The following is a 16,234-nucleotide window of genomic DNA, read 5'->3' as shown; positions in this document are numbered from 1 at the left end:
TACGAACGGTGGCGGGAGGCCGGGCGGCTCGTCCGCGTCGCTCCGTACGGCGTCCAGGAGTTCACGGCCCGACATCCGGGCCCCGGCCTCCCGCCACCGTTCGTACGGTCCGTCGCCCAACACGGCCCGCACCGACCGCTGTTGGGCCTCCTGTTCCTCCAGCAGCCGGGGCAGCATGCCGACCGGGTCGCCGCCCAGCCGGCGCGCGTGCTCCGCGTACCCCAGCAGCCAGCAGGCCCTGACGTACCGTTTCTGTCCGGCCGCGTGCCAGGCCAGCCCCAGGGACGCGAGCGCCGCCACCAGCACCTCGCCGATCTCGCTCGCCGCCTCAAGCCCCCGGCGCAATGCCGTCGCGCTCTCCTCGGGCCGCCCGACGAGCCACAGGATGACGCCCTGCACGGTGAGCGTGGAGCCGTACAACTGGCGCTCGCCCCGGCCCTCCAGATACGCGAGGCCCGTCTCGCACCACTCCAGCGCCCGGTCCGTGCGGCCCAACGCCGCGTAGAGCAGGGCCCCTTCGTAGTGGACGACGCCGATGCCCAGCGCGTCGTCCGCCGCGATCATCCGCCCGCGGACCCCTTCGAGGGCCGCCGATCCCTCCTCGACGGCCCCGCCGAGCATCGTCAGCGCGCCCAAGTAGCCCTCGCTGAACAGTTCCACGCGGCTCTCGCCGATCCGCCGTGCCACCTCCCGCGCCTGCGGGAACCGGTCCAGTGCCGTCTCCAGATCGGCCGTCCAGATCCCGAACACCCCGGTCATGAACAGCCCCCAGGCCCGCTCGGCGGAGTCCTGCGGGACCAGTGCGAGCCCCTTGTCGATCCAGTACCGGCCCTCGGACAGCGTCCCCGCCGCCCGCCAGTACGCCCCGAGCCGCGTCGCCAGCCATAGCGCGTCGCCCGCCCGTCCCTCGGCCGCGCAGCCGTACTCCAACGCGGCCCGTACGTCGGCGATCTCCGCGCGCACGGCGTGGTGCAGCCCGACCTGGGACCGGCCCATCAGACCGTTCCAGAAGCGGTCGACGAGTTCCTCGTAGTGCGCGAAGTGCCTTTGCCGTACGGCCTGTTCGTCCTCGGAGCCGGTCAGGCGCGCGGTTCCGTACTCGCGGATGGTGTCCAGCAGCCGGTAGCGGCCGCCGTCCTCCCCGATGCGCTGGACGACCGACTTGTCGACGAGCCCGATGAGCGCCTCGACGACCTGCTCGCCGTCGAGTCCGGTGCCCGCGCACACCTGCTCGGCCGCGGACAGTCCGAAGGAACCGGCGAACACCGACAGCCGCGCCCACAGGAGTTGTTCCTGGGGGGTGCACAGGTCGTAGGACCAGTCGATGGCCGCGCGCAGGGTCTGGTGACGGGTGAGCGCCGTGCGCCGGCCGCCGGTCAGGACCTCGCAGTGGCGGTCCAGCCGGGCGACGAGTTCCGCGAGGGGCACGGCCCGCAGGCGTACGGCCGCGAGTTCGAGCGCGAGCGGGATGCCGTCCAGGCGGTCGACGAGGGCGAGGGTGCTCTCCCGGTCGGCCCCGTCGAGCGCGGGCCCGCCGGTGACGGCGGCGGCGCGCTGCACGAACAGGTCGACGGCGTCGGCGCGGGCCAGCGGGGCGATCGGCAGACAGCGCTCACCGGGCACGTCGAGCGGCTGCCTGCTGGTGGCGAGCACGCTCAGCCCGGGGGCCTCGCGCAGCAGGATGTCGCAGAGCATCGCGCATGCGTCGACCAGGTGCTCGCAGGTGTCGAGGACGATCAACATCCGCCGCCCGCGCAGGTGTTCCACGATCGCGTCCAGGGGCGTCATGCCGGACTGCTCGGGCAGCTCCAGCACGCCCGCGAGTGTCGGCGGCACCAACTCCGGGTCGTGCAGCGCCGACAGCTCCACCAGCCGCACCCCGTCGGCGAACCGGTCGGTGACCGCGCGGGCCGCCCGCAGTGCCGTACGGCTCTTGCCGACACCACCCGGACCGACCAGCGTGACCAGCCGCGAGCGCGCCAACTCGGCGTGCAGCAAAGCGAGTTCGCCGGTGCGTCCGACGAAGCTGGTCAACTCCACCGGGAGTTGACCGCCCCGCCGCTGTCCGAAGCCTTATCCCATGCCGCCCCCATACCCGTCCGCCAACCGGTCACCACAGCGTAGGCGAGTGACTCCCGAGCGTGAACGGTAGTCGAGTCCGGCGGGTGGGCGCGAGATCGCGCCGGTGGCTCAGAGCGGGGGCGCGCAGGCCGGCGGGCGCGTGCGCCCCGGGCGCCGGGTGGGCGCAGGCGGGCGTCATGCTGGACCGGTCCAGGTGTCGCTCACGCCGGGTCGGAGCGGGGGCGCTTCACGCCGACCGGCCAGGGCGGCCTTCGCGTCGGACTGGCCCGGGCGGACTGCGTGCCGGACCGGCTCAGGAGCGCTTCATGTCGGACCGGTCGAGGTGGTGCTCACGCCGAGTCGACGTGGGCGTGCTTCGCGCCGGACCGGTCCAGGTGTTCGCTCACGCCGGGCTCGCCCAAGTGCCGGTCTCCACGGAACGCACCATCGCGTCCAGAACCGCCGCGCTGTGTACGGCGTCCGGGAGTGTGGCGCCGTAGGGCTTGCCCTCGGCGATGGAGCGCAGGAAGCGGTACGCCTCGATGACCTTGAGGTCGTCGTAGCCCATCGCGTTCGCCGCGCCCGGCTGGAACGCGCCGAACTCCCCGTCGCCCGGGCCGACGTACACCGTGGTGACGGGCTGGTCCTGGTAGGTCGTGCCGCGGCTGACCGCCAGTTCGTTCATCCGGCGGAAGTCCCAGAACACCGCGCCCTTGGTGCCGTGCACCTCGAAGCCGTAGTTGTTCTGCTCGCCGACCGAGACCCGGCAGGCCTCCAGGACACCCCGGGCGCCGGACGCGAACCGGAGCAGGCAGTTGACGTAGTCCTCGTTCTCGACCGGGCCCGACTCGCCGCCGGTGGCGAGCGCGTGGCCCGCGGTCGCGCCGGTGGGGCGGGCCCGCTGCGGGAGGAAGATCGCGGTGTCGGCGGCCAGGGACGTGATGTCGCCGAGCAGGAAGCGGGCGAGGTCCGCGCCGTGCGAGGCCAGGTCGCCCAGGACTCCGTGGCCGCCGCGCTCAAGCTCGTAGCGCCAGGTCAGGGCGCCGTCCGGGTGGGCCGCGTAGTCGCTGAAGAGGCGGACGCGGACATGGGTGACCGTGCCCAGCTCGCCGGAGGCGATCAGCTCGCGGGCGGCCTCCACGGCGGGCGCGTTGCGGTAGTTGAAGCCCACCGCACCCTGGACGCCGGCCTTGGTGACCGCGTCGGACACGGCGGACGCGTCCGCCGCCGACAGGCCCACCGGCTTCTCGATCCAGATGTGCTTGCCGGCCTCGGCCATCGCGACACCGATCTCGCGGTGCAGGAAGTTCGGCGCGGTGATGCTCACCGCCCGCACGCGCAGGTCGGCTGCCACCTCGCGCCAGTCGCGGGTGGTGGAGGCGAAACCGAACTGCTCGGCGGCCTGCTCGGCCCGCCCCGGCACCTCCTCGGCGACCGTCACCAGCTGCGGCCGCAGGGTCAGTTGCGGAAAGTGGTGCGGGACACGGGCGTACGCCTGCGTGTGCACACGCCCCATCCATCCGAAGCCCACGACGGCAACACCGAGCGAGGTCACCATGACTGCCCTTCTTTGGACCGGTCCAGAAGCTGTTTCCGCCACCTTGAAACGCGTACGTCCTTATGTCAATACCTTCAGATGCCTTTGACAGCCGGCCGGAGCACATGGAACGGTCCAACCATGAGAGCACCGACCATCCGTGATGTCGCCGACCGCGCCGGTGTGTCGAAGTCCCTGGTCTCCCTGGTGCTGCGCGGCTCCGAGCAGGTGCGACCCGAGAAACGGCAGGCCGTGCTGGCCGCCGTCGAGGAACTCGGCTACCGGCCGAACGCCGCCGCCCGCAGCCTCAGCGAGCGCCGCACCCGTTCGGTCGGCGTGCTGCTGAACGACCTGCGCAACCCCTGGTTCGTGGAACTCCTCGACGGCCTCGGCTCACGTCTCCACGAGCGCGGTCTGCACATGCTCCTCGCCGACGGCCGCCTCAACCGGCGTCTCGGCGAGGATCTCACCCGCACCTTCACCGAACTGAGGGTCGACGGCCTGATCGCGGTCGGCACCCTGCCCGCCTCGGACGAGCTGCGCGCCGCCGCGACCCACATCCCCACCGTGGTCGCGGGCGCCCGCGAGCCGGTGCTGCCGCATGTCGACGTCGTCGCGGGCGACGACTCGCACGGCGCCCGTCTCGCCACCGAGCACCTCGTCGACCTCGGTCACCGCCGCATCGCCCACATCGCAGGACAGGGAGTGGTCGGCGAACTGCGCCGGACCGCCTTCGAGTCGGTCATGGAGGAGCACGGCCTGACCGACCTCATGACGGTCGAACAGGGCGACCTGACCGAGGAGGGCGGCTACCGCGCCATGGTCCGCCTGCTCGCCGCCCCACGGCGCCCCACGGCTGTCTTCGCCTTCAACGACATCGCGTGCGTCGGCGCCCTGTCGGCGGCCGAGGAGTCGGGCCTCCAGGTCCCCCGCGACCTCTCCCTCGTCGGCTACGACAACACCTACCTCGCGCGGCTGCGACACCTCTGGCTCACCACCGTCGACAACGCCAGCCACGACCTCGGCCGCCGCGCCGCGCACCTCCTCGTCGAGCGAATGGCGGACCCGGGGCGGGCGGCGGAGACGGTGCTGTCGGTGCCGCGTCTGGAGGTGCGGGGGACGACGGGGGCGCCCTCGACGCCGTAGCCCGGGCATGTCCCGTCCTGCCCCGTCGCCCGCCCGCGCGATGTGACGTCACGCCACGGCGCCCATTACGGTCGTACGGACGACGCGGGCGCCGGAGGTGGGGACAGCATGAGCAGCCGGAACGTCGGTGGGATCACGCGTGTCGAGGACGCGGCGCTCACCCTGGCCGCGCAGGCCGGGGACGTCGCCTCCCTGGGGCTGCTGCTGGAGCGGCACCGGGCCGGGATGCGGGCGGTCGCGGTGAGTGTGCTGGGGCCGGGGCCCGATGTCGACGACGTCGTCCAGGACGCGGCGCTGACCGCGCTCCGGCGGGTGGGGGACGTACGGGATCCGGAGGCCGTGGGGCCGTGGCTGCGGATGATCGTGCGCAATCATGCCCGTTCGCTGCTGCGCAGCACCGTCGATCTCCGGCCGCTCGACGATCCGCACGTACCCGCCACGGAGTCCGGTCCGGAGCGATGGCTGGAGCGGCACGCCCTGCGGGACTGGATCTGGGCGGCCGTCGAGGAACTGTCCCCCGCGCTGCGACTGCCGCTCGTGCTGCGGCACTTCAGCGTCGGTGTGACGTCGTACGAGCGGATCGCCGAGGCCTGCGGGGTCCCGGTCGGCACCGTCCGCAGCCGGCTCAGCCAGGGGCGGGCCAAGCTTGCTGAGGCCCTCGCCGCCACGGCCGACGCCCCGCACGGCGATGTCGGACGGCGCACCCGCGCCAGCCGCGTCGAGGCGCACGAGACGCTTCGGGCCGCCGAGAGCGGACACTTCGGCAAGCTGCTCGCCGAGCGCTGGTCGCCCGAGGCCGTGCTGGTCCGGGGGAACGAACCGGTGGGCGGCCAGGGCCTGTTGGTGCGCGGGATGGAGCGCGACCTGGAGGCCGGCGTACGGCAGCATCTCGCGCACGCCGTGGCCGGGGCATCGCTCGTCGTCTGGGAGATGGACATCACCAACCCCGCCGACGACCCCGACCACTGCCCGCCCTCCGTGGCCTGGCTCATGAGCCTGGACGGCGCGGGACGGGTGCACCGGCTGCGGCTCGTCCATCCCCGGCCGGTACCCGTCCCGCACTCCCTCCTCGTGTGACCGGCGTCACGCCACCCGTTTCGAACTTCGCGCTTTCTCCCGCGTCCTGTCCGTGTCATCGCCGTATGCCGAACAGGGAGTTCCCATGACCAGCACCACCCCCGTCGACCCGCTCGCCACCGGGACCCACACCGTCGAGATCGACGGGATCACGCAGAGCTATCACGTCCACGGCACCGGACCCGTGTGCATCGCGCACTCCGGCGGACCGGGCATCTTCTGGGAGTACCTGCGCATGCCCGCGCTGGAGGAGCACCTCACGGTCGTCTACCCGGAGCCCGTCGGCACCGGCGCCTCCGGCCGCCTCGCCGCCCACCCGCACGGCTACACCCGGGCCCGCTACAGCCGCTTCCTCACGGCACTGATCGAGCACCTCGGCGCCCCCGAGGTCCACCTCCTCGGGCACTCGCACGGCGGTTTCGTCGCCCAGTACCACGCCCTCCACCACCCCGAGCGTCTCGCCGGCGTCATCCTCTACGAGAGCGCTCCGGTGACCGGCCCCGAGCACGGCTCCGAGGCGATGCGCCTGGTGCAGGAGTTCGCCGCCCGGCACACGGACAATCCGGCGCTGCCCGAGGTCATCGAGGCGTTCCAGAGCATCCCCACCATCTCCGACGACGCGCGGACGACCGCCGTCGCGCGGGGGATCTTCCCCGCGTACTTCGCCGACTTCTGGGGCAGGGAGGCCGAGTTCGGCCCCGCGCGGGCCGCGGTCGTCGCCACCCACGTCTCCGGCCTCGACGAGGACCTCACCCCGGACGTCATCGACGACCGCGCCGACCTCGGCTCGCTCACCGTGCCGACCCTGGTCCTCGTCGGCCGCCACGACGTGATCTGCGGGGTGCGCTGGGCCGAGGAGCTGCACGAGCTGATCCCGGGTTCCGAACTGGTGGTGCTGGAGGACAGCGGGCACTTCGGGCACCTGGAGGAACCGGAGGCCTTCGCGAAGGCCGTGACCGCGTTCGTCGAGGCCCACGCCGGCGAGTAGGCCGTACCGGCAACTAGGTCATTTGGTCGAAGCCCGGCCGGGCGGTCCGCTCTGGCGTGGAGTCGTCCGGAGGGTTTCCGACACAACGTTTCCGACCCGACCAAGGAGCAACGGCATGAGTGCCGTCAAGAACATCGTTCTCGTACACGGCGGATTCGTCGACGGTTCCGGCTGGCAGTCCGTGCACCGCCTGCTCACCCAGGACGGCTTCCGTGTCGGCGTCGTGCAGAACCCGACCCTGTCCCTCGAAGGCGACGTCGCCGCCACCCACCGCGCCCTCGACGCGCTGGACGGCCCGGCGGTCCTCGTCGGCCACTCCTACGGCGGTGCCGTGATCACCGAGGCCGGACGTCACGACAAGGTCGTCGCGCTCGCCTACATCGCGGCCTTCGCCCCGGACAAGGACGAGTCGGTCGGCACCCTCGTCGCCGACCCGGCGCCCGGCGCGCCCGTACCGCCGATCCTGCCGCCGGTGGACGGCTTCCTCTTTCTGGACCGGGACAAGTTCCACGCGTCCTTCGCGGGCGACCTGCCGGCCGAGGACGCCGCGTTCCTGGCCGACGCGCAGGTCCCGTGGGGCCTGGACGCGCTCGGCGGCACGATCACCGAGCCGGCCTGGCGGACCAAGCCGAGCTGGTACCTCGTCGCGACCGACGACCACATGATCCCGCCGCCGGTCCAGCACCAGATGGCCGAGCGCGCCGGCGCCACCGTGACCGAGGCCGCCGGCAGCCACGCCGTCTACGTCTCCCAGCCCGCCGCCGTGGCGGAACTGATCAAGCAGGCCGCGGCCCACCAGGCCTGACCACCGACCGCATGACGTCAACTCCGCGCTTCAGCACGCCTGTTCACAGGCGGGCTGTCCGCGTCGCCTCCTCGAGAACCCAAAAGGAAAACGGAAACCCATGACGACCGCCGTCCCACCGTCCGTCGCCGAACAGTCCGAGGCGGAAGCCCTCCACCGCTTCCAGACGGAGGCCCCCGAGACCGTCCGCACCGCGCTGGGCATGACCGCCACCCGGATCGGCGGCGGCGTGGTGCTCTCCATGCGCGAGGACCCCACCCGCTTCTGGAGCAAGGCCCTCGGCTTCGGTGTCACCGAGCCCGTCACGGCCCAACTCGTCCAAGAGGTCTGCGACTTCTACCGGGCGGCGGGCACCCCGCAGGCCGTCTTCCAGATCGCGCCCGCGTTCCTGCCCGAGGAGTGGCCGGAGATCTGTGCACGGGAGGGCATCGTCCAGGGCTCGTCCTGGGTGAAACTCGTCTGCGCGCCCGAGGAGGCCGTCGCCCGCGCCGACGCCCTGGACACGAAGCCCGACGGCATCACCGTCACGCCGCTGGAGGCCCAACACGCCCTGGAATGGGGCACGGTGATGATGCGGGCCTTCGGGATGCCGGTCGAGCACTACGCCGAGATGGGCGCCGCGACCGTGACCCGACCGGGCTGGCATCCCTACGGCGCCTGGCTGGACGGGGAGTTGGTCGGCACCGGCACGATGCTCGTGCGCGGCGACACGGCGCAGATGTTCGCCGGCGCCGTCCTGCCCCACGCGCGTGCGCGCGGCGGACAGACCGCGCTGCTCACCGCCCGAGCGCGTACCGCAAGGGAGTTGGGGTGCCGCTACCTCGTCGCCGAGACCGGCGCCGAGCAGCCCGGCACCCACAACAGCTCCCTGCACAACATGTTCCGCCTCGGCTTCGAGGTGGCCTACGAACGCCCCAACTGGACCTGGCACCGCGCACCCGACGCGGGCTGAACGGGCGGTCTCACGGCAGCGGGCCGGTCAGCGCGTCGCGCAGGCCGCCCCGCGAGGTGACGTTCAACTTCCGGAAGACACTGCGGAGATGGGCCGCCACCGTGCGCGGGGACAGGAAGAGCCGCGCGGCGATCTGCTTGTTCGTCAGCCCGGTGGCGGCCAGTTGGGCCGCCACCCGCTCCTGCGGGGTCAGCAGCGCGTGCCGGTCCCGGCCGTCGCACGCGACCGGCTTGAGCGGCTTGACGGGGATGCCGCTCGCCCGCAGCTCGTCCGCCGCCCGCGCACTCCACGGGGCGGCGCCGAGGCGCTCGAACGTGCCGAGCGCCTCGTCCAGGTGCACCCGCGCCGCCCCGCCCGCCTTCGCGCGGCGCAGTCGCTCGCCGTAGGCCAGGCAGATCCGCGCCCAGTCGAACGGCCAGCGCTCGGCACCCGGCGCGGCGATCGCCGCCTCGAACAGGTCGTGCTCGATCGAGTCCGGGCTCGCCATCGCCTCGGCGGCGTCCGTGACCATGGCCAGCCGGGGCGAGATCGACGGGATACCGGTCCTGCGCACCGCCGCCACGTGCGCGGCCGCCTCCTCGTGGTGGTCGGTGTGGACCGCGGCCTCGGTGAAGTCCAGCAGGAGCCACAGCGCGTGCGGCAGGAACCGGGGCACCTCGCCGGGCTCGCCGAGGGCCCGCAGCAGCCGGTGGGCGGTGTCGAAGTCTCCGCCGCCGAGCGCCGACAGGGCCCGGATGTGCGCGGCGTAGACCCGCAGCGCACCCAGCCCGCGCGGATTGCCCCAGGACACCAGCCGGTCCGCGAACTCCCGCGCGGTGGTGCCGTCGCCACGCGCGGCGGCCACAAGTCCACGCTGGAAATGGCCTGTTGAAGCCGTCAGCCGGTAGTCGTGCGTCTCGCACCAGCCGAGGCCCTCCTCGGTCATCTCCAGCACGTCGTCCCACTGGCCGCCCGCGTAGGCGTCGTTGGCCAGCAGGAACTGCGCCTGGATGGCCAGCGCCACGGCCCCGCCGTCGCGGCCGTCGTCCACGACCCGGCGCAGCGCGCCCCGGCAGCCCGGGAGGCGGTCGGTGTACGAGGCGGCGAGCGCGATGCCGAAGACCCGTACGGGATCGGTCTGTTGGTGCAGGCCCAGGACCAGGCGGTCGAGCCGGTCGAGGTGGGGCAGCGCGCCGTACGCCGGATCGCCGAAGGTGCCCATGATCAGCGGCAGCAGCCGGCGCGAGGCGGGCGGACGGCGTCGCTCCACGAGGTTCTCGAAGGACAGCCACAGTTCCGGGCGGCCGCCGTAGAAGCACACCATGAGAAGGGTGTTGAGGGCCTCGCGGAAGATGTCCTCGACCGTCTCGCCGTCCTCGGGCCACACATGGGTGTCGATGGCGCCGACGAGCAACCGGTGCGCGGTGTCCACATCGCCCTCGCCGTTGAGGAGATGACTGGCCGCGGCGGTGGCGGCGGCGAGGGAGTCCGTGCCGGAGGGGTCGGCGTGGCCGGCGTTGTCCAGCAGCGCGCGGACGTTGCGCAGATCGCCGGTGATGTTGGCGCCGAGACAGGCCGCCTCCGCCAGCCGACGGGCCTTGGCCGTGCCCGTGCCGCTCAACTCCGAGGCGCGCAGCAGGGCCGTGATGGCGCCGACGGCGTCACCGCGGCGCAGGGTGCTGTAGGCCACCTCGTGCAACAGGGCGGCCACATGGTCGTCGAGGCCGACGGCCGCGTCGGCGAGGTGCCGGGCCCGGTGCTCGGAGCCCTCGGGGAGTTCCGCGGCGAGCGCCCGGTGCGCCGACCGGCGTTCCTCGCTGGTCGACAGGTCCAGCACCGCCGAACGGGTCAGGGGATGCCGGAACTCCAGCCTGCCGGTGACCGGGTCGACCTGGACCAGCCCGGCACGCTCGGCGGGGGACAGCGCGGCCAGGCTGTCCGGTCCGCCCAACGCCCGCTGGAGGATGTGCAGTTCACCCGAACCCTCCAGCACGGCGAGCAGCAGCAGCTCGCGGGTCGCGGCCGGGAGCGCGGCGACCCGGGTGGAGAAGATGCCCTTGAGACGCTCGGTCAACGGCAGTACGGCGGGCAGGGCGCCCCGCTCCGTCTGCTGCAGGTCGTTGAGCGGGACGGGGAGTTCGAGCAGCGCGAGAGGATTGCCCCGGGCCTCCGCGACCAGCCGCCGGCGGACCCTGGCGGCCATCGCGGGGAACCGGTCCGCCACCAACTCGTTCGCCGATACGTCGTCCAGAGGCCGGACCTCGTACTCGGGTATCCCGATGTTGCTCAGCAGGGACTCGTCGCCGGTCCGGGACGCGCCCAGCAGGGCGATCGGGCCGGTGTGCGGGGAGCGGGCGAGGGTGCCCAGGACCGTGGCGCTGGGCCGGTCCACCCAGGCCACGTCGTCGACGAGCAGCGCGAGTGGACCGGTCCCGGCGGCGGTCCGAGCCAGCAGGGCCTGCACGGCGTTCGCGATGCCGAGCAGCTCCGACGGCTGCTCCTCGGACAGCCCGCGGACCGCCTGGAGGGTCGCCGCCTGCCGTGCGGGCAGCGCGGGGATCTCCTCGGCAAGGGGGTGCAGCAGTTGGTTCAACGCCGAGAAGCCGACGCCCCGTTGGAACGGACAGCCGGAGATCCGCAGCACCCGGAAACCCGCCTCGGACGTGCGCAGCGCCGCGGCCTCCAGCAGCGCGGTCTTGCCCACCCCGGCCTCCCCGGTCAGCATCAACCCGGCTCCGCGGGCCCGGGCGGTGGCGAAGAGCCCGTCGAGGACGGCCAGTTCGGCCACTCGTCCGATGAGAGCCGGCGGGGTGAGGGATGCCGATGCCATGACGCCTCCCGTAGACATGGGCGGGAACAGGAACGGTCGCAACGTCTGCCGAGGGTTCACGCGATCCGGGCGGCCGCCTCGGCGGCGGCGTGCTGGGCGGCGACACGGTCCACCGTGACCGTCTCACCGGCCACGACGACGGCCTCGCCCGCGACCCAGACGTCCTGGACCGCGCGGGAACCGGCCGCCCACATGAGGTTGGCGAGCAGCCGGCCGTCCTCGACGTCGAGGCCCGTGGCGAAGTGCGGTCCGTCCACGGAGAGATGGACCAGGTCCGCCCAACTGCCCGGGCGCAGCGAGCCGATGTCGGTCCGGCCCAGGGCCGCCGCGCCGGCCGAGGTCGCCATGAGGAAGGCGTCCGCGGCGGTGAGGGCCATCGCGTCGGCGGCGTCGAGTCGGCAGAACATCATCGCGAGGCGGGCCTCCTCCCACAGGTCGAGGTCGTCGTTGCTCGCGGGCCCGTCGGTGCCCAGGCCGACCGGGACGGACGCGGCGCGCAGCGCGGCCAAGCGGGCGGTACCGGAGGCGAGTTTGGCGTTGGAGCCCGGGCAGTGCGCGACACCGGCACCCGCCCGGGCCAGCAGCCGGATGTCGTCGTCGGAGAGATGTACGGCATGCGCAGCGAGCAGCCGTCCGTCCAACAGCCCGGTCTCCTGGAGCAGTTGAGGGACCGAACCGTGCGACTCCCGTTGCGCGACGTCCTCGGCGAGGGTCTCCGCGACATGGATGTGCACCAAGGCGCCGCGCTGTGCCGCCTCCTCCGCCGTCGCGCGCAGCGCCTCGGGCGGAAGGGTGTAGGCGGAGTGCGGTCCGTAGCAGAGCTCGACGCGCTCACCGGGCCCGAAGCGCAGGCCGTCCGTGTCGATCCACTTGCCGATGGCCGCGAGATCGGTGTGCCAGTCGTCGCCGGGCCGGTCGAAGTAGGCGGGCGCGATCAGGACCCGGCTGCCCGCCTGGAGCGCCGCGTCGGCCACCTCTTCGGCGTGCGCGTACATCTCGGCGCTGGTCGTCACGCCGTAGCGCAGCATCTCGACGCAGCCGAGCAGCATGCCCGCGTGGGCGTCGCGGGGGCGCATGCGGCCCTCGGCGGGCCAGACGGCGTCCTGGAGCCAGGACGCCAGCGGGAGGTCGCCGCCGAGGCCCCGCAGGAGGGTCATCGGGGAGTGCGCGTGGGTGTTGACCAGGCCGGGAGCGAGGATGCCTGACAGGGAGGCGACCGGGACGCCCTCCGGGAGCGGGGGAGCGGTGTCGGCCGGACCGCAGTGGGTGATCCGGCCGTCCGGGCCGACGTCGACCACGGCGTCGCGCAGGACGGAACAGGACGGGTCGGCCGGGAGGACCACAGGAGCGCGAAAACGTCGTGCCACGGACAAGGGAGAACTCGCTTCCGGACGGGGTGCTGTCAACGCGTACGAACGGGGTGCTGTCAACGCGTACAAGATGCGGGACCGGTCCAGAAGTTCGCCCCGGGCGACGTGAACTCGATCACAGGAAGGGGAGAACGGTGCGTCCGTCTGTCATGCGCATCGCCGGTTTCGGATGGATAGGGTGAGGTGTGTCTTCCTGGAGCCAAGCTCTGACCGTCTCCTCCGCGAGCGCCTGGGACGAGGTCTTCACCGGCCTCCACGGCGCGAGCCGCATCAGAGTGCCGGACCCCCGCGCTCCCTGGTCCGGGCACCTGGAGTGGCAGCGGTCGAAGACCTACAGTCTCGCGCTGTGCTCCGGCGGAGAGGAAGTGGTCGAGCGGGACACCCGGCACATCCGCGCCGATCCCCGGGGCACCTACGAACTCCTCGTCCCGCTCTCCGGATCGGCCTGGGTGGAGCAGGGCACGGCGTCCGGCGAGATCGGGCCCGGCGTCATGGCCCTGTGCGACATCGACCGGCCGCTCACGTACGCGCACGCACCGGACCTCCGCAGCATCTCCCTGATCATGTCCGGCCGGCACCTCGCGGCCCGCAGCGCGCTCGCCGCCGACGGCCCGCATCTCCTCGACGGCGACCGTGGACTCGGACGTGTCGTACGGCAGTTGACCACCACCCTGCACGAGGAGCGCGAGCACCTCTCCGAGACGACCTTCGACATCGCCTGCGACCGGCTCCTCGACCTGGTGTGCCTCGCGGCGGAGGGCGGTACCGACTCGGCGCCCACCGGACAGCGGGCGACCGTCGAGGCCGCGATCCGGCGCCACGTCCGCGAGCACGCCTGCGACCGCGACCTGGACGTCGTCGGCATCGCGCGGGCGCTCGGCTGGTCGGCGCGCTATGTCCAGCAGGTGCTCCAGGCCGCCGGCACCACCGCGCGCGACCTGATCCGCCGCGAACGGCTGAACGTCGCCAGGACCCGTCTGGCGAGCGGGAGTTGGACCACGTACTCGATCGCGGAGATCGCCCACGCCAGCGGCTTCGGCAGCCACGCCTCCTTCGCCACCGCGTTCCGCGCGGAGTTCGGCATCACTCCGCGCGAAGCCCGGGGCGGGTCCTAGGAGTTGACCGGCGTGAAGTAGCGCCGCGGGTTGTCGACCAGCATGGTCGTGACCTGCTCCTCGGTGACTCCGGCGGCGCGCAGGGCCGGCAACACCTGCTCGTGCAGGTGGAGGTGATGCCAGTTCGGGGCGATCTGCTCCCGTACGCCCGGCGGGAACCAGTCGATGTGGCAGGACGCGTCGTGCGACAGGACCATCCGCTCGGCGAGGCCCTCGCGCGCGAGCGCCGCGACGGTCGCCACCCGCTGGTCCTCGGGCAGCAGCACGTCCAGGCCGAAGCGGTCCATGCCGACGTAACTGCCGTTGTCGACGAGTTGGTGCAGGTAGTCCAGGTCGGCGGTGTCACCGCTGTGCCCGATGACGACCGCGCCGAGATCCACGCCCTCGCCGCGCAGCACCTCCTGCGCGACAAGTCCCGTACGGGCGACGGCACTTGTGTGCACCGTGATCGGCGCGCCGGTCCGCACGTGCGCCTGCGCCACCGCGCGCATCACCCGCTCCACGCCAGGGGTGAGTTCGCCTTCGATCGCGCACTTCAGGAACGCGGCCCTGATGCCGGTGTCAGCGATGCCCTCGGTGAGTTCGCGGACGAACAGGTCGGTCATGCCCTCGGGGCCGCCGAGCAGGGTGCCCGGGCCGTGGTAGCGGAAGAAGTCCGGGATGTCGGCGAGTGTGTAAATGCCGGTCGCCGCAACGATGTTGAGGTCGACCTGGGCGTTCACCTCGGCGACCCGCGCCACGTTGCGGCCGAGCCCGATGACGGTCGGGTCGACGAGCGTGGAGACACCCGTCGCGGCGAGGGCCTTCAGCCGGGACACGGCGTCGGCGACGCGCTCCGCCTCGTCCCAGGTCTCCGGGAGGCTCTGTCGGAGTTCCTCACTGACGACGAAGACATGCTCGTGCATCAGGACGGAACCGAGGTCGCTCACGGCCACGGGGCCGCGAACGGTGGGGATATGAGAGGTCGTCATGCTGATCCTTCGTTGCTTGCCCGGTGTGGGAAGGGAGTTGGGAGGTCGGTCGAGGGGAGAGGGGCGCGGCGGGTGACGGGAGCCGCCGCGGACGTCGGACGTCAGCTGTCGGCGACGCCGAGGGCTTCGGCCGCGGCCGGCCGGACGAGGTGGGCCACCGCGTCCGGCCGGGACACGTACACGCAATGACTCGCGTCGATGCCGGTGACCGTGCTGCCCGCCCGCCGGGCCATGGCCCGCTGCGCGGGAGGCGGGATCATCCGGTCGTCGTTCGCCACCGGATACCAGCTCGACCTGTGCCGCCAGGCCGGTTCGCCGATCGCGCCGCGGAGCGCGTCGAGCCCCCACGGCACCTGCGCTTCGGCCATGAACTCGGGCTCCGAGGACGGGAGTTCGGCCGCGAAGGACGCGTGAAACTTCGCCCGGTCGAGGAACAGGAACCCGTCGACCGGCGGCAGGATCGGCGGCACCGGCGCGCCCGGCTCGGGGTCGGCGATCAACGCGTCGACGGACTCGCCCTTGTCGGGCGCGAGCGCCGCGACGTGCACGAGTCCGGCGACCCGTTCGTGATGACCGGCCTCCGTGATGACGGCCCCGCCGTAGGAGTGCCCGACCAGGATCGCCGGTCCGTCCAGCGCGTCCAGAATCCGCGCCGTCGCCGCGACATCGCCCGCGAGGGACAGGGGCGGACTCCGTACCAAGCGCACCCCCAACCCGTCGCGGGTCAGCAGCCGATACACCTCCCGCCACCCGGACCCGTCCACCAACCCACCGTGCACAAGCACCACGTTCTTCACTGGTTCCGCATCCATGCCCCTGACTCTTCCAAGGTCACCGGCCACCGTCTTTCGCACCGGCGCGCAGTCCTTTCGCGTGGGCGCGGTGGGGGGCTGCGGTGTGGGTCCGCGGTGCGGGGGAACGACGGGGCCTGGATTTGGGTCTGGGCCCGTGCCGTCCGGGTACGTGGGTTCGCGCTGGGCGGTGGGGGTGGGCGATGCCTGGCGTGGGGTCTCTTCGCTCAGGTCCAGGCGGCACGGGTCCACGCCGATCGGGCCTACGCCGACGGGGCCCGCTCCGCCTGGGCTCGTGGTTCCGCCCCGGGTGGTCGGCGAGGGTTTGCGAGCTGTGCACACCCCAACTCGCAGGTGGTCCCGCCGAGTTGTGTCGGCCATGACCTGGTCCGGTCCCCAGGCCAACCCGTGCCGAGTGGAGCGGAGTCACGCCGATCCCGTCCCGCGCGGCTCCCACCGCGCGCCCACCGCCGACCGCCCCGACGCAGACAGTCGGAAGAAGTCACGTTTCATGCCACCCGGCACTCATATCCCCAATAGCGCGCTACGTCATCATCTTCCGCCCCACGCTGATACGTTGCTCGAGCGCCGGAGCACCCCCACATCCCGGCC

The 16,234-nt window shown here is 72.7% G+C and carries 12 protein-coding genes; 6 read left to right on the top strand and 6 right to left on the bottom strand.

The genetic code is table 11. The features are described 5' to 3' along the window. Both JHN63_RS37840 and JHN63_RS37835 read right to left on the bottom strand, forming a co-directional pair. Positions 1 to 2,040, bottom strand: a 2,040-nt coding sequence (locus JHN63_RS37840; RefSeq protein WP_307782073.1) for a LuxR family transcriptional regulator, incomplete at its 3' end; no start/stop codon positions are given. 424 nt (positions 2,041 to 2,464) lie between these two features. Further along, positions 2,465 to 3,619, bottom strand: a complete 1,155-nt coding sequence (locus tag JHN63_RS37835; protein ID WP_200689571.1) for a Gfo/Idh/MocA family protein — start codon at positions 3,617 to 3,619, stop codon at positions 2,465 to 2,467. Between the two features lie 120 nt (positions 3,620 to 3,739). On the opposite strand from JHN63_RS37835, the gene JHN63_RS37830 reads away from it, so the two are divergent. The 5 genes from JHN63_RS37830 to JHN63_RS37810 all read left to right on the top strand — a co-directional run bounded on the left by JHN63_RS37830 (position 3,740) and on the right by JHN63_RS37810 (position 8,566). Beyond that, positions 3,740 to 4,744, top strand: a complete 1,005-nt coding sequence (locus JHN63_RS37830) for a LacI family DNA-binding transcriptional regulator (RefSeq protein WP_200689570.1) — start codon at positions 3,740 to 3,742, stop codon at positions 4,742 to 4,744. A 108-nt stretch (positions 4,745 to 4,852) separates the two neighbouring features. Further along, the gene (locus JHN63_RS37825; protein ID WP_200689569.1) at positions 4,853 to 5,821 is read left to right on the top strand and encodes an RNA polymerase sigma factor; all 969 of its coding nucleotides are present in this window, start codon (positions 4,853 to 4,855) and stop codon (positions 5,819 to 5,821) included. A gap of 85 nt (positions 5,822 to 5,906) precedes the next feature. Further along, positions 5,907 to 6,809, top strand: coding sequence for an alpha/beta fold hydrolase (locus JHN63_RS37820; RefSeq protein ID WP_200689568.1), 903 nt, complete (start codon positions 5,907 to 5,909; stop codon positions 6,807 to 6,809). 115 nt (positions 6,810 to 6,924) lie between these two features. Then, positions 6,925 to 7,614 carry an alpha/beta fold hydrolase gene (locus JHN63_RS37815; RefSeq protein WP_200689567.1) on the top strand — a complete coding sequence of 230 codons (690 nt, stop codon included), beginning with the start codon at positions 6,925 to 6,927 and terminating at the stop codon, positions 7,612 to 7,614. Between the two features lie 100 nt (positions 7,615 to 7,714). Next, positions 7,715 to 8,566, top strand: coding sequence for a GNAT family N-acetyltransferase (locus JHN63_RS37810; RefSeq protein ID WP_200689565.1), 852 nt, complete (start codon positions 7,715 to 7,717; stop codon positions 8,564 to 8,566). Between the two features lie 10 nt (positions 8,567 to 8,576). On the opposite strand, the gene JHN63_RS37805 is transcribed toward JHN63_RS37810, so the two are convergent. Together JHN63_RS37805 and JHN63_RS37800 are read right to left on the bottom strand one after the other, a co-directional pair. Further along, complete coding sequence (locus JHN63_RS37805; RefSeq protein WP_200689562.1) at positions 8,577 to 11,375, bottom strand: AAA family ATPase; 2,799 nt, start codon at positions 11,373 to 11,375, stop codon at positions 8,577 to 8,579. 56 nt (positions 11,376 to 11,431) lie between these two features. Continuing rightward, complete coding sequence (locus tag JHN63_RS37800; RefSeq protein WP_307782072.1) at positions 11,432 to 12,742, bottom strand: amidohydrolase family protein; 1,311 nt, start codon at positions 12,740 to 12,742, stop codon at positions 11,432 to 11,434. A 188-nt stretch (positions 12,743 to 12,930) separates the two neighbouring features. Between JHN63_RS37800 and JHN63_RS37795 the strand changes: the two genes are divergently transcribed. Next, positions 12,931 to 13,860 (top strand): AraC family transcriptional regulator, encoded by a 930-nt coding sequence (locus JHN63_RS37795; RefSeq protein WP_200689554.1) that lies wholly within the window; start codon positions 12,931 to 12,933, stop codon positions 13,858 to 13,860. On the opposite strand, the gene JHN63_RS37790 is transcribed toward JHN63_RS37795, so the two are convergent. Together JHN63_RS37790 and JHN63_RS37785 are read right to left on the bottom strand one after the other, a co-directional pair. Next, a complete protein-coding gene (locus tag JHN63_RS37790; protein ID WP_200689553.1) occupies positions 13,857 to 14,831 on the bottom strand; it encodes a phosphotriesterase in 975 nt (324 codons plus the stop codon). The genes JHN63_RS37795 and JHN63_RS37790 overlap by 4 nt on opposite strands. Before the next feature lie 101 nt (positions 14,832 to 14,932). Next, positions 14,933 to 15,643 carry an alpha/beta fold hydrolase gene (locus JHN63_RS37785; protein WP_200689552.1) on the bottom strand — a complete coding sequence of 237 codons (711 nt, stop codon included), beginning with the start codon at positions 15,641 to 15,643 and terminating at the stop codon, positions 14,933 to 14,935. Positions 15,644 to 16,234 lie beyond the last annotated feature (591 nt).

Source organism: Streptomyces sp. MBT65, assembly GCF_016612545.1.
Taxonomy (GTDB): Bacteria; Actinomycetota; Actinomycetes; order Streptomycetales; family Streptomycetaceae; genus Streptomyces.
This window is presented reverse-complemented; position numbering and strand designations above follow the sequence as displayed.